The sequence below is a fragment of the Kitasatospora sp. NPDC041917 genome (assembly GCF_055589745.1).
In genome coordinates, this window is sequence record NZ_JBVJBI010000003.1 from 220633 (window position 1) to 238803 (window position 18171).

The following is an 18171-nucleotide window of genomic DNA, read 5'->3' on the forward strand; positions in this document are numbered from 1 at the left end:
GGGCACGGCGGCGGACGCGGGCCCGCGCCCTGGCGGCACGACGACACAAAGGCTTGGCCGTACGGCAGGGCGACCTGCCCGTCGCGAGAGTCCCGATGGCCGGGAGGCGGCCGGGGTGAGAAGGGTGCGGCGGGCGCGTCAGCAGGCGAGGGCGAACGCCGGCGGCCCACGCCGGACCACAGCATGCGTGAGCAGCACCGACCGGGGCGGCCGGGCCCGGTCGTCGACCGGGCGGGGCGGTGCCGGGGCCCGGTGGCCGAAGGGGCGCGCGAACAGCGCCAGCAGCGGGAGCAGCAGGGCCCCCGCGACCACCGAGCCGAGCGCGCCGAGCAGTTCGAAGAGCCGGACCAGTGCCGCGTCGCCGCGCCAGAGCAGGAGCGCACACGCCAGCGCAGCGAGCACGTGGGCGGCGGTCATCCCCGGCGACATGCCGTGGGACATCCCGTGCGCCATGTCGTGCGCCGGTCCCTGCGTCGACCCGCCGACCAGAACCTGCGCCGCGTCGTACGACCCGTCACCGTGGAACGTTCCGTCCGGCATCGTGTGCGGCCCCGTGGGCATGCCGGTCGTGCCTGCCATCCCGGTCGTCCCGGACAGGTCGGGGTGCACGGCCGTCGGGCCCGGCGCCCCGTGGTGCGTTCCCGCCGTCGGCCGCAGGCTGCCGGTGAGCGGCGGGACGTCCGGGTCGATGCCGGCCATCCGTGCCAGCTCGACCGGGGAGAGCCCGCCGGGCGCCCGGTCCGGGTTGCAGAGCAGGAGGGCGGCCCAGTCCGTGGCGGCGAGTCGGCCGAGGCCGCCGCCCCCTCGGGAGAGCGCCCCGGCCTGTTCGAACAGCTGGTGCAGCGCGGTCTGCGCCACGACCATCCAGAGGCTGATCACCCCGAGTCCGCGCCGCTTTCCGGCGAGCAGCCAGGTCAGCCCGAGGACCGCCCCGAACCCACCGGCCAGCACCCTCGGCGAGACCCCGGGCCCGGCCATGGCGACGTGCGCGGTGGCGGCCATCGCTACGCACAGCGCGGCGAAGACCACGGCGCGCAGCAGGCGGATCCGGTCGGTCATCACGATGGCACTCATCGTCGCACCCACCCTGCCCGGCCCGTACCGCACCCTCCGGTCATGGCCGGTTCTGTGCCGTGAGACCATGCCCGGCCGCTCGCCCCGTGGCCCGCCGGACCGCTGCCCGGACCGCTGCCCGGCCCGGCCCATCGGCCCGGCGCGCCGAACCGAGCCATCACTCGTACGACCATCGGGGCGGTTTGACAGCGCGCATTCCATACTCACTTAATGTGCAGCACCCAGTACGGTGCGTATCGGGACGACGTCGTTCAGAAGCAGGGAGGTCCGGCCTTGGAGACCCCGACGGATACCTCGGCGCCCATTGCCGACAGTGCCGAGTCCGCTGCCCCCACGGAGCCGACCGTCCCGCAGCAGGCGACGGCCCCGAGAGGGGCGGCGCCGACCGAGGCGGCTCCGGCCGAAGCCGAGGAACCCGCTGAGCGGGCCGAAGCCGCCGAGCCGGCCGCAACCGCCGAACCTGCTGAATCCGCCGCACCCGCCGAGGCGACCGAACCTGCCGAGCGCGCCGAGGCCGCCGAGCAGAACGAGGCCGCCGAACCGGCCGAACCCGCCGAACCCGCCGAACCCGCCGAACCCGCCGAGCAAACCGACTCGCCGGAGGCCGCTGCCCCCGCCGACGCGTCCGCCCCCGCCGACTCGGCCGAGCCCTCCACTCCGCCCGGCTCCGCAGACGCGGCCGAGTCCCCCACCCTGGCCGAGGCCCTTGCCGCGCCCGGGTCCACAGACCTCGCCGACGCCCGCTTCTGGCAGTTGCCGGCCCCCGACCGCGCCGCCGCCTTCGCCGAGCTGCGCAGCCGCCCCGCCCCGGTGTTCTTCGGCGACCGCGCCTCCGGCCGGGGCTTCCACGCCCTGGTCCGCCACGCCGACGTGGTCGAGGCCAGTCGCACCCCCGCCGTCTTCCTCAGCGGTCCCGGCGTGACCACCCCCGTCCCGGCACGCTGGGTCCGGCTGCTGTTCGGCGACTCGATGGTCAACCTGGACGATCCCCGTCACGCCCAGCTGCGCCGGATCGTCTCGCGGGCGTTCACGCCGCGGCTGCTCGACCGGGTCGAGGAGGACGTCCGGCGGATCAGCACCGAGCTGGTCGACCGGATCGAGCGGGAGCGGCCGGAGGACTTCGTGACCGCGGTCGCCGCCGAGCTCCCGTTCCAGGTGATCTGCACCATGATGGGCATCCCGGAGCGGCCGCGCCGCACCATCCTCGACCTGGTCAACCGCACCTCCGAGGACATCGGGGTGGCCCGACCGCTGCGCCGCCGCCTGCGGGTGCCCGGGCGCGGGCTGCGGGCGCTCGCCCGGATGCAGGGCATCGTCGCCGGGATCGGCCGCCGGCGCCGACGCCGGCCGGAGGAGGACCTGATCTCCGCGCTGGTCACCGCCGACGTGGACGGCCGTCGGCTCACCGGGCGCGAGCTCGGCGCCTTCTTCAGCCTGCTGCTGGTCGCCGGGGTCGAGACCACCCGCAACGCGCTGGCCCACGGCCTGCACCTGCTGACCGTCCATCCCGAGCAGCGCGCCCTGCTGCTCGCCGACCTCGACGGGCTGCTCGGCGGCGCGGTGGACGAGATGGTCCGCCACTCCACGCCGATCATCCAGTTCAACCGGACCCTCGCCGTCGACCACGAACTGGGCGGACCCGGCGGATCGTTGCTGCGCGCGGGCGAGAAGGTCGCGCTGTTCTACGGCTCGGCCAACCGCGACGAGGAGGTCTTCCCCGACCCGGACGCCTTCGACATCACCCGCACGCCCAACCCCCACCTCGGCTTCGGCGGCGGCGGTCCGCACTACTGCCTCGGCGCGCACCTGGCCCGGCAGGAGATGACGGCGCTGTTCCGGGAGCTGTTCACCCGCCTGCCCGAGGTGCGGTCGGTCGGCGAGCCGCAGCTCGTGCCGTCCAGCTTCGACCACCGGGTCCGCTCGCTGCGCTTCACCTTCTGAGCCCCGGGCGACCCCGACCCGTCCGTCAGGTCGGCCTGGACCTTCGGGCCGACCTGGACCTTCGGGCCGACCCGAACCCTCCGATCGATCCGACCCCCTGGAGCGGCCGGCGCTCCCGCACCCGGCTAATCGGTCGCCTCCCAGACCGCGTGGTCGTGCGCGAACAGCACGCGGTGCGGCTCGTGCTCCGCCATCCGGTCGAGCCAGGCCCGGTACTCGGGCAGCGGTGCGGCCAGGCCCTCGCGCGCCGCCCGCCGGGCGAGCACCGCCTGCCCGTACTGGGAGGCGAAGTCGTACGCCTGCCCGGCCAGCAGGACCGGGCCGCCGCCCGGGCGGTCGATCAGCAGTGACTGGTGGCCCCCGGTGTGGCCGGGCGTGGGCAGCACCCGCACGCCCGGCCAGACCTCGGCCTCGCCGTCGAGCTCGCGGTACTCGGCGCCGGGGAAGTCGACCAGTGCGTCGATGGTGTACCCGCCGCGCCGGGCGGTGGCCAGCTCCTCCGCCTGGACCAGGACGGGGGTGCCGGCGAACAGCGGGTTGCCGCCGCAGTGGTCGAAGTGCAGGTGGCAGTTGACTACCAGGTCGATGTCGTCGACGGCGACCCCGGCCGCGGCGAGCGCCTCCGGCAGCGGGCGGCGGACCGGGCGGTAGTGCGCCTCGGTCTCCGGCTCGCCGCCACCGATCCCGGTGTCGAACAGCAGCAGCCCCTCCGGACGCCGGACCAGGTACGCGAGCACCGGCTCCACGCGCGGCTCCGGGCCGCCCGCCTCGGCGGCCGGCCGGACGATGTAGCCCAGGTCGAGACGGCGGATCACGCGCAATTCAGCCCCCATGTCGCAGTGCGTCGCTCTGCCCCCGTACGGACGGTCGCACGGGCCCCCGGTTCGCACCCTACCCGCCGACCGGCAGCCCCCGGTCGGCCTTCACCTGCTTCATCGTCAGGTGCGAGTTGACCTGCGCGATGCCCGGCAGACCGGAGAGCACGTCGGTGATGAAGCGCTCGTACGCGGCGATGTCGGCCACGGCGATCCGCAGCAGGTAGTCGGGCTCGCCGAACAGCCGGTGCGCCTCCACCACCTCCGGCAGTTCGGCCACCCGGCGCTCGAACTCGGCGACCGTCACCTGGTCCTCGTGACGCATGGTGATCGTCACGAAGGGCTGGAATCCGCGTCCGACCGCCGCGCCGTCCAGCACCGCCCGGTAGCCGCGGATCACGCCGTCCTGTTCCAGTTGGCGCACCCTGCGCAGGCAGGGGGAGGGGGTGAGGTCCACCCGGGAGGCCAGCTCGGTGTTGGTCAGGCGCCCGTCCTGCTGGAGCTCGCGGAGGATTCTGCGGTCGATTCGGTCCATGGCGCAACATTCTGCCAAAACGCGGCTCCGACCAGCGCGAAGTCGCCATCGCGTGCCAGCCCCGTCCGGCTACCTTCAGTGACCGCACCGGCTGCCGGGCCTTCCCGGCCCACCAACGGCGCACTCCGGTAGACCGAGGGGAACCCTCCGGCCGACCGCCGGAGCAACCCCGGCCGACCTGCCGGGACACCCCGGCCGACCCGCCGGGCCCACACCGCGACGAGCACGACAGGCCACGCCACGCCCATGGACACCCACGCCCTCCTCCTCTTCCTCGGAGTCGACCTGCTGCTGGTCTGCACCCCGGGCCCCGACTGGCTCTACATCGCCGCCCGAGGCCTCGGCCAGGGACGCCGTGCCGCGCTGATCGCGGTCGGCGGGGTCTGCGCCGGGTACGCCGTCCACACCCTGCTCTCCAGCGCCGGCCTGGCCGCCGCCCTGCGCGCCGTCCCGGCCGCCCTGCCCGTGCTGCGCCTCACCGGCGCCGCTTACCTGCTGGTGCTGGCCGTCATGATGCTGCTGGCGCTGCGCAAGGGCGGGGGCGCCGCCGCCCTGGCCGCGCCCAAGCCGCAGCCCACCGCGACGGTGCTGCGCCAGAGCATGCTGACCGCGCTGCTCAACCCCAAGGGCCTGCTGCTCTACCTCTCCCTGGTGCCGCAGTTCGTCGATCCGGGCGCCGCACTGCCGGTCGGCGGGCAGGTACTCGCGCTCGGCTCGCTCAACGTGCTGGCCTGCGCGGTGGTGTACGGGCTGGTCGCGCACGCCAGCGGGCGGCTCGGCGGCCGGTTCGGCGGCACCCCGCAGGCGGCCCGCCGGATGACCGTGGTCTCGGCGGTCCTGCTGATGCTGGTGGCGGGCGTCACAGCGACCGCCTGAGAACCGGAGCACAATGCGGGGCATGACCGATCGTCCGTTGCCAGCAGGAACCACCGGAACCACTGGAACCATGGGATCTACCAGACCCACAGGGCCCACGGAACCCACGGGACCCACCGGAACCCCCGGTGCCGTCGACGGCCCCACGGCCCATGCCTGGGACGCTCTCGGCGGCCCGCCCGAACTGCTGGAACGGGTGACCTTCCACGGGCCGGACGATGTCCTGCCCTCCGGCCTGCCGGTCCGCCGGCTCGCCCGTGCGACCGTGGCGGTCTGCTCGTTGGCCGCCGCCGAGCTCGCCGCCCACCGTGGCGGCGCGGCGGTCCCGGCCGTTCCCGCGGTCCGGGTCGACCAGGGCGCGGTCGCCACCGCCTTCGTCAGCGAGCGGCATCTGACGGTCGACGGCCGTACGCCCGTCACCTTCGCCCCGCATTCCGGCTTCTGGCGCACCGCCGACGGCTGGGTCCGCACCCACGCCAACTACCCGCACCACCGCACCCGGCTGCTCTCCGCGCTCGGCCTCGCCGCCGATGCCGGGCCCGAGCAGCTCGCCAAGACGCTCGGCGGACTGCCGGCCGAGCGGATCCAGGAGCGCGCGTACGAGGCGGGAGCGCTCGCGGTTGCCGTCGCGCCGGTGGGCCCGGCCGTGCACCCCCTCGTGGAGCGCCGGGACATCGGTGCCGCCGCCAGGACCGCGCCGGTCCGCCCGCTCGGCGAGGCTCCCGTGGACCGGCCCGCCGCCGGGATCCGGGTCCTCGACCTCACCCGGGTGATCGCCGGGCCGGTCGCCACCCGCACCCTCGCCCTGCTCGGTGCCGACGTCCTGCGCGTCGACTCGCCCCGGCTGCCGGAGGCCGACGACGCCCACGCCGACACCGGCTTCGGCAAGCGCTCCACCCGGCTCGACCTCGCCGTGCCGGCCGACCGTGCGGTCTTCGAGGAGCTGCTCACCACCGCCGACGTCGTCGTCACGGCCTACCGCCCCGGCGCCCTCGACGCCCACGGCCTCGGCCCCGACGCGCTGTTCGCCCGCCGCCCGGACCTGATCCTCGTCCAGCTCTGCGCCTGGGGCTGGACCGGCCCCTGGGCCGGACGGCGCGGCTTCGACAGCCTGGTCCAGGCGGGCGTCGGCATCGCCGCCCACGAGTCCGCCTGCGCCTCCGCCTCTGCCTCTGCCTCGGACTCGGACTCGGACTCCTCCTCGGACTCGGACTCAGCATCCGGCTCCGGGCACGAGGTCGCCCCTGGTGGCCGTCCCGGCGTGCTGCCCGCCCAGGCCCTCGACCACGGTACCGGCTACCTCATCGCCGCCGCCGTCCTGCGCGCCCTCACCGACCAGCGCACCCGCCGCCCCGGCGGCCGCCACCTGCGCTTCTCCCTCGCCGGCACGGCATCCTGGCTGCTGCACGGCATCGAACCGGAAACCCCGCAGGGGGCCTCGCCCGAGCCGTACGACCCCTCCCGGTGGCTGGTCGAGACCGACTCCGCGTACGGGCGGCTGCGCCACGCCCTGCCGCCGATCGGGTACGAGGGGGCGCCCGCCGACTGGTCGCGCCCGCCGGGGCGCTGGGGGACGGACGAACCGGTCTGGCTCTGACGGCCCCGGGCGAGCGCTGTCCGAGGCGTCTGACAGCATCGCCGTCATGACCGCACACGCCACCGACTACACCTGGTTCGAGGGCCGCTACCCCGACCTGGGCGAGGCCTACTGCCTCACCCAGGTCCAGGGCCTCGCGGCCGACGAGCTGCTGCGCCGCTTCGACGCCCTGCCGGCGAGCGACGCCGTCGGCCTGACGGCGGTTATGGCCCGCTGGGACGCCTACCAGGACGGAGTGGACGAGGACGACGACGAGGAGGACGAGGAGGACGAGGAAGGGGCCGGCGGGGACGAGGGGGACGGGGAAGGGGCCGGCGGGGACGAGGGGGACGGGGCGCTGTTCGACCCCGCCGAGGACCGGCTGCTCGTCGCAGTCACCGAACTCGACGGCTGGGCCCTCGCGATCGAGCCGAACGGCTACCTCGGCGTCCTGGACACGGTGATCCCGCGGCTCGGCGAGGGCACCCGGCTGGTCTCGCACTTCCGCAACGTCAACGCCGTGGACCACTTCCACTGGTGGGAAAACGGCGTCCGGAGACTGCACTTCGAGCCGCTCTTCCCCGGTCAGCGGGACGGCTCGGACGCCGAAGCCCGCGGCATCCCCGAGCTGCTGACCGCCTGTGGCTTCGACCTGGAGACGGAGGAGTACGCGCAGCACACCGAGGCCGCGTTCGCACTCGCCGAGCGGCTGACCGACGTCCGGCTCACCCCGGAGCGGCTGGACGCCGCCACCTTCCGGATCGGCTACGCCCCGCGTCCGTGACACCCCGCGCCGGCGCCCCCGCGTCCGTGACACCCCGCGTCCGTGACGCGCCCTGCCGCGCTCGCGCCCCGGTCCAGCCGTGAGGCCGTGCCCCGGCGGGACACGGCCTCACGGCACCGGACGGAGGTCAGACCCCCGAGGGGATCTGCTTGGCCCGGCCGCGGACCTGGATCGCCGTCACGATCTCGACCAGGCCCAGGATCACCAGCCAGCACCCGGCCAGCACGGCCAGCGCGGTGATCGACCCGACCGGCCACACCATCAGCAGCACGCCGGCCAGGGTGTTGGCCGCGCCCGCGAAGGCCTGCCAGCCGCGGGCGGGCATCAGCGGGTCGGAGATCGCGGCGGCGAGCTGGGTGATGCCGCGGAACAGCCAGCCGATCCCGATCCAGATCGCGAGCAGCAGCAGCGACTGCGCCGCGCTGCGGAAGCAGAGCAGCCCCAGCAGGACGCAGATCGCACCGCTGATGAAGGCCAGCACCCGCAGCGCCGCGGTGGAGTGGGTGCCGAACGCGGCGATCAGCTGCACGATGCCGATCACCAGCAGGTAGAGGCCGAACAGCACGCCCACCACCAGGAGCGTCTCCTCGGGCCAGGCGAAGACCACGATCCCGAGGGCGAGCGAGGCGAGTCCGGCGACCAGCAGGACCTGCCAGGCGGCCTTGGCGAGCAGTCCGAGCGGGCCCTGGACCGGGCTGCCGTCGGGGGTGATGATCGGAGGGGCCACGGTGGCGTACTCCTCGGGCTGACGCCGGGCGACGGGTGACCGGTGTCCTGCCTGGTCGTGTGACGCAGGACGGGTGAGGTCGGGTCGGCCGGCTGACGGGCAGGGAACGAACCCCAGCATCTCCGCGCCACGGCCGGACCGCGCGTCGGATACGGCCGTTCGGGGGATCCGCCGCGGTCGCCGGAACGTCACCCTCCGGACACTTCCCGTCGATATCATCCGGCGGTATGACTTCTGAAGGGTGGGGGACCCCTCCGGTCGAGCCGATCAGCCAGCACTACATCGTCTGCGGGGGCAATGCGCTGGCCCATCGCCTGATCCTGGAACTCGTCGAGCACTACGAGGTCCCGGTCGTCGTCCTGGTCGCCGACCGGACCCGCGACCACGCGCCGCAGATCGAGCAGCTGTCCGGCGTCGCGGCGGTCGTGGAGTACGCCGGCATCACCGAGGAGGCGCTGCGCGCGGTGTCCATCGGCACCGCGCGCGGTCTCGCCCTGGTCGAGGGGAGCGACCAGGAGAACATCCACGCCGCGCTCAGCGCCCAGAACCACAACCCGGACATCCGCATCGTGTTCCGGATGTTCAACCAACGGCTCGGCGAGAACATCGAACGGCTGCTCAAGAACGGTGCCGCGCTCTCCGGTTCCGCCACCGCCGCCCCGGCCTTCGCCTCCGCGGCGCTCGGACGGCCCAACTCGGTGGAGATCGAGGGGCGTTACCTGCACATCGCGTTCGACGACGACATCACCTCCGACCGGATCTGCGTGGTCGCCGACCAGATCGACCGGCAGGACCTCGGCAGGATCCGACTGCTGCCCGAGCAGCAGGGCGACTCGGCCGAATTCGTCCGGCTCGCCAGCGAGTTCGGCGACGACGGGCCGATCCGACCCGGAGGCGTTCGGCGCGAACCGGCGCCCGCGGCCGAACCCGATCAGGAGGAGGAGCCGGGCGGCAGGGCGGCGCTCCAGGTGCTGCGGATCGAACCCCGGGAGCCGATCGACTGGAAGCGACGGCTGCGCTGGCGGCTGCTCGACACCATGCGCTTCTTCACCAGCGCCCGGATGCGGCTGGTGCTGCTCACCGCCCTCGCGGCGGTGCTGCTGGCCTTCGGGGTGCTCTGGTACCTCAACCGGAACTTCGGCTGGACCGTCTACATCGCGCTGCTCGACCTGGCCGGCGCGGCCCAGCCGGACCAGCTCTCCGACATCTCCTCCGGGACGGGCACCGGCGGGTTCTGGCAGCGGGTCGCACAGGTGGTGATCACCATCTGCGGGATCACCTTCGCGCCGGTGGCCACCGCGATCGCGGTGGAGGTCCTGGGCTCCGGGCGGCGCGGGCAGCCGCGCAACCCCGGGGCGGGCACCCGGGACCACGTGATCGTCGTCGGCCTCGGCAATGTCGGAACCCGCGTCGCGATCCAACTGCACGACATGGGCGTGCCGGTGGTCTGCATGGAGCGGGACCCGCAGGCCCGCGGCATCGCCGCCGTCCGGGCGCTGGGGATCCCGGTGGTGATGGGCGACGGTCCGTTCGAGCAGCAGCTGCGCCGGGCCCGGCTGAAGCACAGCCGGGCGCTGGTCGCCGTCAGCGGGGACGACGCCACCAACCTGGAGGCGGCCCTGGAGGCGCGCCACGGCAATCCCGACGTCCGGGTGGTGGTGCGGCTGTTCGAGGACGACTTCGCCAGTCACTTCTACAAGACGCTGGACAACGCGGCCTCCCGGTCGGTGTCCTACCTGGCCGCGCCCGCCTTCGCGGCGGCGCTGATGGGGCGCGAGGTGCGCGGGACGCTGTCGGTGCTCCGGCACGTGCTGCTGATCGCCGAGCTGAAGGTGGAGGACGGCAGCGGGCTGATCGGGCTGAACCGGCACGACCTGGAGGACCCGGGCGGCGTCCGGGTGATCGCCGTGCGCTTCGCCCACGGCGGGCAGCTGCTGTGGAACTTCCCGGACCGCACCCGGCAGCTCGCCCCGGGCGACGAGATCGTGGTCGCCGCCACCCGCAGTGGGCTCGCCCGGCTGAACACGGTGGCGGTGGAGGAGGACTGAGCGCGGCGGCCGGTCGCGAACGGCCTTCGGCGAACAGGCGGCGGCTTTCGGGGGACGGATGACAGCCGACAGATGACAGCGGACGGCTTTCAGTGGACAGAGTTCAGCGGACAGACTTCATCATCTGAAATCTGTCCGCTGTCCGCTGTCCGCTGTCCGCTGTCCGCGGCCTGCTGTCGCCTGCCGGACGGCCTCCGGTGTCAGCGGTTCTGGAACTCCGGCGGGCGCTTCTCGGCGAAGGCCGCCATGCCCTCCTTCTGGTCCGCCGTGGCGAAGGCCGCGTGGAAGAGCCGGCGCTCGAAGCGCACGCCCTCGGCGAGGGTCGTCTCGAAGGCGCGGTTGACGCTCTCCTTCATCATGATCGCGGCCGGGGTGGACATCGCCGCGATCGTCTCGGCGGTGGCGAGCGCCTCGGCGAGCAGCTGGTCCGCCGGGACGATCCGGGAGACCAGTCCGGCCCGCTCGGCCTCCTCGGCGCCCATCATCCGCCCGGTCAGGCACAGCTCCATGGCCTTCGCCTTGCCGACCGCCCGGGTCAGCCGCTGCGAGCCGCCGATGCCGGGGATCACCCCGAGCTTGATCTCCGGCTGTCCGAACTTCGCGGTGTCCGCCGCCAGCAGGATGTCGCACAGCATCGCCAGCTCGCACCCGCCGCCCAGTGCGAACCCGGCCACCGCCGCGACCACCGGCTTGCGCACGGCGCCGAGCCGGTCCCACGGACCCAGCCAGTCGTCCAGGTAGACGTCCGGGAACCGGTTGCCCTGCATCTCCTTGATGTCGGCGCCGGCCGCGAAGGCCTTCTCCGAGCCGGTGATCACCAGACAGCCGATCTCCGGGTCCCGGTCGAAGGCGGTCGCGGCGGCGACCACCTCGTTCATGAGCCGGGTGTTCAGCGCGTTGAGCGCCTTGGGCCGGTTGAGCGTGATCAGCCCCACCCGGCCCTTGCGCTCGACCAGGATCGTCTCGTAGGTCTCGGTCTCGGTCATCGCCGTCGACTCCCATTTCCGCTGCTCGGCGCCCGTGGGCGCGCCCTGACCACCCAACGATCTACGACGCGCCCCGCCTCGCGCCAGTCTTGGTATGCGAGACGCCGGTCACCAGGCGGTGGAGCGGGTGGACGCCGAGCCGTCAGAAGCGGACGCCGTAACGTTCCGCCGCCCGCCGTACGGTCTCCGCCTCGACCTCGCCCCGGCGGGCCAGTGCGGCCAGCGCCGCGACCGTCACCGACTCGGCGTCCACCCCGAAGTGTCGCCGCGCCGCCGTACGGCTGTCCGAGAGGCCGAAGCCGTCGGTGCCCAGCGAGGTCCAGTCCTGTTCCACCCAGGGGCTGATCTGGTCCGGCACCGCGCGCATCCAGTCGCTGACCGCCAGCACCGGCCCGGGCGCCCCGGCCAGCGCCCGGGTCACATAGGGGACGCGGGTGGCCCCGTCGGTGCCGGCCGCCGCCCGCGCCAGGTCGGCCGCGTCGCAGTCCAGCGCCTCCCGGCGCAGTTCCGTCCAGGAGGGGGCGGACCAGACGTCGGCCGCCACGCCCCACTCCTCGCCGAGCAGCCGCTGCGCCGCCAGCGCCCAGCGCACGGCGGTGCCGGAGGCGAGCAGTTGGAGTCGCGGCGGGTCGGCGGGCAGGGCGGCGGCGTCCGCCGTGCGGTAGCGGTAGAGGCCGTGCAGGATGCCGTTCGCGACCTCCTCGCCGGCCGGGAGCGCGGGCTGCCGGAGCGGCTCGTTGTAGACGGTGAGGTAGTAGAACACGTCCTCACCATGGGGGTGTTGCGCGCTGCTGCCGTACATCCGGCGCAGGCCCTCGCGGACGATCACGGCCACCTCGTAGCCGAACGCCGGGTCGTAGCAGAGTGCGGCCGGGTTGGTGGAGGCGATCAACTGGGACTGTCCGTCGGCGTGTTGCAGTCCTTCGCCGGTCATGGTGGTGCGTCCGGCGGTGGCGCCGATCAGGAAGCCGCGGCCCAACTGGTCGGCCAGCGCCCACATCTGGTCGGCGGTGCGCTGCCAGCCGAACATCGAGTAGAAGATGTAGAACGGGACGACCGGCTCGCCGTGGGTCGCGTACGCGGTCGCGGCGGCGGTCATCGAGGCCATCGAACCGGCCTCGGTGATGCCCTCGTTGAGGATCTGGCCGGTCGCCGACTCCTTGTAGTGGAGCAACTGGTCGCGGTCGACCGGGTCGTAGGTCTGCCCGAGCGGGGAGTAGATCCCGGCGGTCGGGAAGAGTGACTCCATGCCGAAGGTGCGCGCCTCGTCCGGGACGATCGGTACCCACCGGTGGCCGGACGCCTTGTCCCGCATCAGGTCCTTGACCAGCCGGACGAAGGCCATGGTGGTGGCGATCTCCTGGCTGCCGGAGCCCTTGAACAGCGTTTCGAAGGGCTTCGCGGGCGGGGTGGGCAGCGGGGCGAAGCGCACCCGGCGGGCGGGTGCCGGTCCGCCCAGTGCGGCGCGGCGACCGCGCAGGTAGCGGGCCTCCGGCGAGTTCGGGCCGGGATGGGCGTACGGGGGCAGTTCGTCGGCCAACGCGCTGTCCGGGATCGGGAGTTCGAGCAGGTCGCGCATGGCCCGGAACTCCGCTCCGGAGAGTTTCTTCATCTGGTGGTTGGCGTTGCGGGACTCGAAGCCGGGGCCGAGCGTCCAGCCCTTGACGGTCTGCACCAGCACCACCGTGGGCGCGCCCCGGTGCTCCAGCGCCGCGCGGTAGGCCGCGTACACCTTGCGCGGCTCGTGTCCGCCCCGGGAGGTGGCGACGGTCTCGATCAGCCGCCGGTCGTCCAGGGTGTCGGCGAGCAGCCGCAGTTCGGGCGAGCCGTGGAAGAGGTGCTCGCGGACGTACCCGGCGTCCGAGGCGGCATAGGTCTGGAACTGCCCGTCCGGCACCTCGCCCAGCCGGCGGACCAGCGCGCCCGTGGTGTCGCGGGCCAGCAGCTCGTCCCAGGCCTCGCCCCACAGCGACTTGACCACGTTCCAGCCGGCCGCGCGGAACCGGCGCTCCAGCTCCTGCACGATCTTGCCGTTGCCACGCACCGGCCCGTCCAGGCGCTGCAGGTTGCAGTTGACCACGAAGGTGAGGTTGTCCAGGTTCTCCCGGGCGGCCAGCGCGAGCGCGGCGGTGGACTCGGGTTCGTCCATCTCGCCGTCGCCGAGGAAGGCCCACACGTGCGAGCCGGAGGTGTCCTTGATCCCGCGTGCGCCCAAGTACCGGTTGAACCGGGCCTGGTGGATCGCCGAGAGCGGCCCGAGGCCCATCGAGACGGTCGGGAACTCCCAGAACCAGGGCAGCCTGCGCGGGTGCGGGTAGGAGGGCAGGCCGTCGCCGGCGGCCTCCTGGCGGAATCGGTCCAGCTGGGCCTCGGAGATCCGGCCCTCCAGGAACGCGCGGGCGTAGACGCCGGGGGCGGCGTGGCCCTGGACGTACAGCTGGTCGCCGGAGCCGTCGGCATCCTTGCCGCGGAAGAAGTGCTGGAAGCCGACTTCGTACAGCCAGGCGGCGGAGGCGTAGGTGGCCATGTGCCCGCCCAGGCCGCCGCGGTGGTTGCCCCTGGTCACCATGGCGGCGGCGTTCCAGCGGTTCCAGGCGGTGATCCGGCGCTCCATCTCCTCGTCGCCGGGGAACTCCGGTTCGGCGGCGGTGGGGATGGTGTTGACGTACGGGGTGTCCAGCAGCGGAGGGACGTCGAGCCGCTGCAGTTCGGCGTGCTCGACGAGGCGGCGCAGCAGGTGGGCGGCGCGGTTCGGGCCGCCGAAGTCGCGGGCGGCGTCGAGGGACGCGCGCCACTCCGCCATCTCCTCGGGGTCTTGGTCGGGAAGCTGGTCGAGCTGGGACACGGGTGGTCCCCCTTCGTCGGTGCGCTTCAGAGGCTCATATTCCGTGATACGGAATAGTATTCCTCTCCATGGAACTACTTGGACGGTAGAGAGCGAGAGGGGGGTGCGTCAACCGCTACTGGTGGGTAGTTTGAGCGATGATCGATCATCTCTGCACGAACTTTATGTGAGCGCGATGAGTCGGCACCCTGACGAGGGCGGGCTCAGTCGGAGCGTCGGCCGTCCTCGGGTCGACCGTCCTCGCGCCGGGCGTACTCCAGGACGTGCTCGGCCAGCAGCCGCCCGACCGCCGGGTCCTGCCGCCGGAAGGCCTCGATCAGCGGCCGGTGGTCGGCGGCGTTCTCCTGCAGCTCCGGCCGGACCTCGTGCAGCGACAGCACCGTCCACACCTCGACCCCGAGGCCCTCCCAGGTACGCAGCAGCGTCCCGTTGCCCGAGGCGGCCACGATCTCGCGGTGGAAGGCCACCCCGTGCCGGGCCTGGCCGAGCGCGTCGCCCGCCGCCGCGGCCGCCGCCATCCGCTCGGCGTGCCGCTCCAGGGCGGTGGTGTCCCCGGCCAGCCGGACCACCGCCGACTCTGCGGCCAGCCGCTCCAGCGCGGCCCGTACCTGGTAGACCTCGCGAAGCTCGGCCGGGCCGATCTCGCGCACCCGCACGCCCCGGTTGGGCTCGGCGTCGAGCAGCCCGAGCGTCTGGAGTGCGCGCAGCGCCTCGCGGACCGGTGCCTGGCTGACGTTCAACTCGGCGGCCAGGCGCCGCTCGACGATCCGGTCCCCGGGCTGCCAGCGGCCGTTCAGCAGGCCCTCCAGCAGCAGCCCGCGCACCTGCTCGCCCAGCGGCACCCGGGACAGCGGGTCGGTGTCCCCGGCCGGGGTCGGCGGCGGGACCGGGTGGTTCATGACGGGCTCCAGACGTGCCGGTGGAGGAGGTGGAGGAGGGGCGAGGTTCAGGCCAGGCCCAGCTCGTCGCCCTCGCGCGGGGCGAAGAAGCGGGCGACGTCCGCCTCCGTCACCTCGGCGAGCGTGCCGGGCTTCCACTGGGGGTTGCGGTCCTTGTCGACCACCTGCGCGCGGATGCCCTCGACCATGTCGTGGCCCTCCAGTACGGCGCAGGAGATCCGGTACTCCTGGTCGAGCACGGCCTCCAGCGAAGGGAGCGTGCGGGCGCGACGCAGCGCGGCCAGGGTGGTCTTGACGGCGGTGGGGGAGTTCGCCAGGAGGGCGACGGCGGCCTCCTTCGCCTCCGGGACACCGGAGTTCAGCAGCCGGTCGACGATCTCCTCGACCGTGTCGGCCGCGTAGCAGGCGTCGATCCAGGTGCGCCGGTCGGCCAGTGCGGCGGGCGGTGCGGGCTCGGCGTGCGCGGCGACGAGGGCGGCGACCTCGCTGCTGCTGCTCCCGCTCGCCGCGGCGGTGCCCCGGCTCAGGGCGTCGAGCAGGTCCGGGATGCGCGCCGAGGGTACGAAGTGGTCCGCGAATCCGCAGAGCAGGGCGTCGCCCGGGCCCATCGAGGCGGCGGTGAGCCCGAGGTGGGTGCCCAACTCGCCCGGGGCGTGGGCGAGCAGCCGGCTCCCGCCGACATCCGGGGCGATGCCGATCCGGGTCTCGGGCATCGCGACGGTGGACCGCTCGGTCACGATCCGCACCGCGCCGTGGGCGGAGACGCCGACGCCGCCGCCCATGGTGATGCCGTCCATCACCGCGACGTACGGCTTCGGGTAGCGGGCGATCAGGGCGTTCAGCCGGTACTCGTCGCGGAAGAACGCCCGGGTGCCTGCTCCGCCCGCCTTGGCGTCGTCGTGCATCGCGCGGATGTCGCCGCCCGCGCACAGTCCGCGCTCGCCCGCGCCGGTCAGGACGACGGCGCGTATCCGGTCGTCCCCGGCCCAGTCGTCCAGGGCGGTGCGCAGGGCGGTGACCATGCCGTGGGTCAGCGAGTTGAGCGCCCTCGGGCGGTTCAGCACGAGCCGTCCGACACCGCCGTCCAGGAAGGCCTGGACCTCCGTCACCTCTGCGCTCATCGGGCCCGCTCCCGTCCCTCGGTGATGTCGACGCCGTTCGGTGTCCGCCGGGCCCGGTCGCGGCCCGTCGGCGCCCCGCCCGTCGGCGTCCGTTGCCGTCGTCCGCCGTTCGTTCCCGCCGGAATCCTGGCGTCCACCGTACCGGGGGTCGGGAGGCGTTCCGATCACCGGGCCGGGCCGGGCAAGGGCGAACAAGGGTGGGCGGGGAGGTTCGGGAGGGCCGGGAGGTTCGGGGCGCGGCCGGGGGCCGGGGTTCAGGGCCAGGCGCGCAGGGCGAGTTCGGCGGTGCGGGCCAGGTCGGCGGCGGTGGCGCCGTCCCGGGCCTGCTGGGACATGCCCTGGAGGACCGTGCCGAGGTATCCCGCCAGCGCCTTCGGATCGGCGTCGGGCGGCAGTTCGCCGTCCTGCCGGGCCTGGTGCAGCCGGGCCTCGAAGGTCCGCAGGTTCGCGTTGCGCAGCTCGCGCAGCCGCTCCTGGACGCCGGCGTCCTGCGGGGCGACGTTGGTGGCGGCGGAGATCACCAGGCAGCCGGCCGGATGGGACGGGTCGGGGTAGATGGCGGCGGCCTCGCGCAGGATGCGGGCGAAGGCACCGTACGCGGTGGGCTCCTCGGCCAGCGCGACGGTCGCGAACGCGCCGACGGGCGAGCGGCCGTACTGGCGAACCACCTCCTCGAACAGTGAGCGCTTGTCGCCGAAGGCCGCGTACAGGCTGCCGGGGCGGATGCCCATGGCGGTGGTGAGGTCGGAGACGGAGGTGGCGTCGTAGCCGAGCTGCCAGAACAGCCGGGTGGCCGCGGCCAGGGCCTCGGCGCGGTCGAAGGCCGGCGGGCGGCCGCGCCGGGGGCGGGGTGGGGCGTCGGGTGCCGCGCCTGCGGGTGCCGCCTTCGCGGGTGTCCCGGTCGTCTGCTGTGCCTCGCTCATGCCCCAAATTTTAGAGCAGTCGCTCAAGAAGTGTGTGCTAGCGTCTTTCTTGAGCGATGACTCAATAATTATCGGATACGGCGAGAGGGGACTCGGCCATGGGTGCGGGCACGTACGGACTTCAGGGCAAGGTGGCGCTGGTCACGGGCGGCAGCAGGGGGATCGGCCGGGCCATCGCCCGGCGGCTGGGGCGGGACGGTGCCACCGTCGCCGTCGGCTATGCCCGGGACGGGGCCGCGGCGGAGGAGGTGGTGGCGGACATCCGGGCCGACGGCGGGCGGGCGTTCGCGCTGCGCGCCGAACTCGGCCGGCACGGCGACGCGGCCGCGCTCTGGGCGGCCTTCGACGCCGGGATCGGAGCGCACGCCCCGGACGGCGGCGTCGACATCATCGTGAACAACGCCGGGATCGGGCGCAGTTCGGACCTCGAAGCGCTGACCGAGGAGGGCTTCGACGAGGTGTTCGCGGTCAACGTCCGGGCGCCGTTCTTCGTGGTGCAGCACGGACTGAAGCGGCTGCGGGACGGCGGCCGGATCATCAACGTCTCCAGCGGGGCCGCCCGGTTGGCGATGCCCGAGATCATCGCCTACGGCGCGACCAAGGGGGCGCTGGACACCTTCACCCTCAACCTCGCCAAGCAGCTCGGCCCGCGCGGGATCACCGTGAACTCGGTCGCGCCCGGCATCGTGGACACCGACGTCAACGCCGGCTGGCTGCGGGGCAACCCGGAGGCGGAGGCGTACGCGGCCTCGGTGGCCGCGCTCGGCAGGGTCGGGCAGCCGGAGGACATCGCGGACATCGTCGCCTTCCTCGCCTCCGACGACGCTCGCTGGGTGACCGGGCGGATCGTCGACGCCACGGGCGGTGCCGGGCTCTAGACGGAGGTGGGCGAACGGGAAACGGATGACAGCTGACAGATGATGAAATCTGTCAGCTGTCATCCGTCATCCGTGATCCGTCATCGGTGATCTGTTGTCCGTGGTCGGGTTCGGCGTGGCTCCCCGGCCTCCGGTCCGGGCCC

At 73.7% G+C, this 18171-nt stretch carries 15 protein-coding genes; 6 read left to right on the forward strand and 9 right to left on the reverse strand.

Annotated features, from left to right (window positions below):
* Positions 1–138: 138 nt before the first annotated feature.
* Positions 139–1074: a hypothetical protein gene (locus ACZ6EM_RS04725; RefSeq protein WP_401049211.1), complete on the reverse strand. Its 936-nt coding sequence runs from the start codon at positions 1072–1074 to the stop codon at positions 139–141.
* Positions 1075–1767: 693 nt separating this feature from the next.
* Between ACZ6EM_RS04725 and ACZ6EM_RS04730 the strand changes: the two genes are divergently transcribed.
* Positions 1768–3015 (forward strand): cytochrome P450, encoded by a 1248-nt coding sequence (locus tag ACZ6EM_RS04730; RefSeq protein WP_401049219.1) that lies wholly within the window; start codon positions 1768–1770, stop codon positions 3013–3015.
* A gap of 125 nt (positions 3016–3140) precedes the next feature.
* Here the strand turns inward: ACZ6EM_RS04730 and ACZ6EM_RS04735 are convergent, their stop codons facing one another.
* Together ACZ6EM_RS04735 and ACZ6EM_RS04740 are read right to left on the reverse strand one after the other, a co-directional pair.
* Positions 3141–3848, reverse strand: coding sequence for an N-acyl homoserine lactonase family protein (locus ACZ6EM_RS04735; protein ID WP_452177702.1), 708 nt, complete (start codon positions 3846–3848; stop codon positions 3141–3143).
* A 58-nt stretch (positions 3849–3906) separates the two neighbouring features.
* Positions 3907–4365 (reverse strand): Lrp/AsnC family transcriptional regulator, encoded by a 459-nt coding sequence (locus tag ACZ6EM_RS04740; protein ID WP_316524654.1) that lies wholly within the window; start codon positions 4363–4365, stop codon positions 3907–3909.
* Positions 4366–4611: 246 nt separating this feature from the next.
* Between ACZ6EM_RS04740 and ACZ6EM_RS04745 the strand changes: the two genes are divergently transcribed.
* From ACZ6EM_RS04745 to ACZ6EM_RS04755, 3 genes are all read left to right on the forward strand, one after another.
* Positions 4612–5241, forward strand: a complete 630-nt coding sequence (locus ACZ6EM_RS04745; protein WP_359900394.1) for a LysE family translocator — start codon at positions 4612–4614, stop codon at positions 5239–5241.
* A gap of 70 nt (positions 5242–5311) precedes the next feature.
* Positions 5312–6838 carry a CoA transferase gene (locus ACZ6EM_RS04750; RefSeq protein WP_465771675.1) on the forward strand — a complete coding sequence of 509 codons (1527 nt, stop codon included), beginning with the start codon at positions 5312–5314 and terminating at the stop codon, positions 6836–6838.
* A 46-nt stretch (positions 6839–6884) separates the two neighbouring features.
* Positions 6885–7601 (forward strand): DUF6461 domain-containing protein, encoded by a 717-nt coding sequence (locus ACZ6EM_RS04755; protein WP_465771676.1) that lies wholly within the window; start codon positions 6885–6887, stop codon positions 7599–7601.
* A 127-nt stretch (positions 7602–7728) separates the two neighbouring features.
* On the opposite strand, the gene ACZ6EM_RS04760 is transcribed toward ACZ6EM_RS04755, so the two are convergent.
* Positions 7729–8328 carry an HdeD family acid-resistance protein gene (locus tag ACZ6EM_RS04760; protein ID WP_359900400.1) on the reverse strand — a complete coding sequence of 200 codons (600 nt, stop codon included), beginning with the start codon at positions 8326–8328 and terminating at the stop codon, positions 7729–7731.
* Between the two features lie 227 nt (positions 8329–8555).
* Between ACZ6EM_RS04760 and ACZ6EM_RS04765 the strand changes: the two genes are divergently transcribed.
* On the forward strand, positions 8556–10376 hold the full coding sequence (locus tag ACZ6EM_RS04765; protein WP_452177699.1) for an NAD-binding protein: 1821 nt from the start codon (positions 8556–8558) through the stop codon (positions 10374–10376).
* A 200-nt stretch (positions 10377–10576) separates the two neighbouring features.
* Here ACZ6EM_RS04765 and ACZ6EM_RS04770 read toward each other — a convergent pair whose 3' ends face one another.
* The 5 genes from ACZ6EM_RS04770 to ACZ6EM_RS04790 all read right to left on the reverse strand — a co-directional run bounded on the left by ACZ6EM_RS04770 (position 10577) and on the right by ACZ6EM_RS04790 (position 17150).
* Positions 10577–11362 (reverse strand): enoyl-CoA hydratase, encoded by a 786-nt coding sequence (locus ACZ6EM_RS04770; RefSeq protein ID WP_359900403.1) that lies wholly within the window; start codon positions 11360–11362, stop codon positions 10577–10579.
* A 142-nt stretch (positions 11363–11504) separates the two neighbouring features.
* Entirely contained in the window at positions 11505–14165 is a 2661-nt protein-coding gene (aceE, locus tag ACZ6EM_RS04775) for a pyruvate dehydrogenase (acetyl-transferring), homodimeric type (protein WP_465771784.1), read from the reverse strand.
* A gap of 245 nt (positions 14166–14410) precedes the next feature.
* Positions 14411–15106, reverse strand: coding sequence for a GntR family transcriptional regulator (locus tag ACZ6EM_RS04780; protein ID WP_465771677.1), 696 nt, complete (start codon positions 15104–15106; stop codon positions 14411–14413).
* 47 nt (positions 15107–15153) lie between these two features.
* Positions 15154–16215 (reverse strand): enoyl-CoA hydratase/isomerase family protein, encoded by a 1062-nt coding sequence (locus ACZ6EM_RS04785; protein WP_401046470.1) that lies wholly within the window; start codon positions 16213–16215, stop codon positions 15154–15156.
* 266 nt (positions 16216–16481) lie between these two features.
* On the reverse strand, positions 16482–17150 hold the full coding sequence (locus ACZ6EM_RS04790; RefSeq protein WP_401046455.1) for a TetR/AcrR family transcriptional regulator: 669 nt from the start codon (positions 17148–17150) through the stop codon (positions 16482–16484).
* A 98-nt stretch (positions 17151–17248) separates the two neighbouring features.
* Here ACZ6EM_RS04790 and ACZ6EM_RS04795 point away from each other — a divergent pair, with 98 nt between their 5' ends.
* Positions 17249–18028, forward strand: coding sequence for an SDR family oxidoreductase (locus ACZ6EM_RS04795; protein WP_452177696.1), 780 nt, complete (start codon positions 17249–17251; stop codon positions 18026–18028).
* The last annotated feature ends 143 nt before the right edge of the window (positions 18029–18171 follow it).

Excerpts from the sequence above, each read along its gene's own strand:
- ACZ6EM_RS04750 (WP_465771675.1), top strand. The coding sequence starts at position 5,312 with ATGGGATCTACCAGACCCACAGGGCCCACGGAACCCACGGGACCCACC.
- ACZ6EM_RS04735 (WP_452177702.1), bottom strand. The coding sequence starts at position 3,848 with ATGGGGGCTGAATTGCGCGTGATCCGCCGTCTCGACCTGGGCTACATC.
- ACZ6EM_RS04765 (WP_452177699.1), top strand. The coding sequence starts at position 8,556 with ATGACTTCTGAAGGGTGGGGGACCCCTCCGGTCGAGCCGATCAGCCAG.
- aceE (WP_465771784.1), bottom strand. The coding sequence starts at position 14,165 with ATGGCGGAGTGGCGCGCGTCCCTCGACGCCGCCCGCGACTTCGGCGGC.
- ACZ6EM_RS04795 (WP_452177696.1), top strand. The coding sequence starts at position 17,249 with ATGGGTGCGGGCACGTACGGACTTCAGGGCAAGGTGGCGCTGGTCACG.
- ACZ6EM_RS04770 (WP_359900403.1), bottom strand. The coding sequence starts at position 11,362 with ATGACCGAGACCGAGACCTACGAGACGATCCTGGTCGAGCGCAAGGGC.
- ACZ6EM_RS04725 (WP_401049211.1), bottom strand. The coding sequence starts at position 1,074 with ATGAGTGCCATCGTGATGACCGACCGGATCCGCCTGCTGCGCGCCGTG.
- ACZ6EM_RS04790 (WP_401046455.1), bottom strand. The coding sequence starts at position 17,150 with ATGAGCGAGGCACAGCAGACGACCGGGACACCCGCGAAGGCGGCACCC.
- ACZ6EM_RS04755 (WP_465771676.1), top strand. The coding sequence starts at position 6,885 with ATGACCGCACACGCCACCGACTACACCTGGTTCGAGGGCCGCTACCCC.
- ACZ6EM_RS04740 (WP_316524654.1), bottom strand. The coding sequence starts at position 4,365 with ATGGACCGAATCGACCGCAGAATCCTCCGCGAGCTCCAGCAGGACGGG.
- ACZ6EM_RS04780 (WP_465771677.1), bottom strand. The coding sequence starts at position 15,106 with ATGAACCACCCGGTCCCGCCGCCGACCCCGGCCGGGGACACCGACCCG.
- ACZ6EM_RS04745 (WP_359900394.1), top strand. The coding sequence starts at position 4,612 with ATGGACACCCACGCCCTCCTCCTCTTCCTCGGAGTCGACCTGCTGCTG.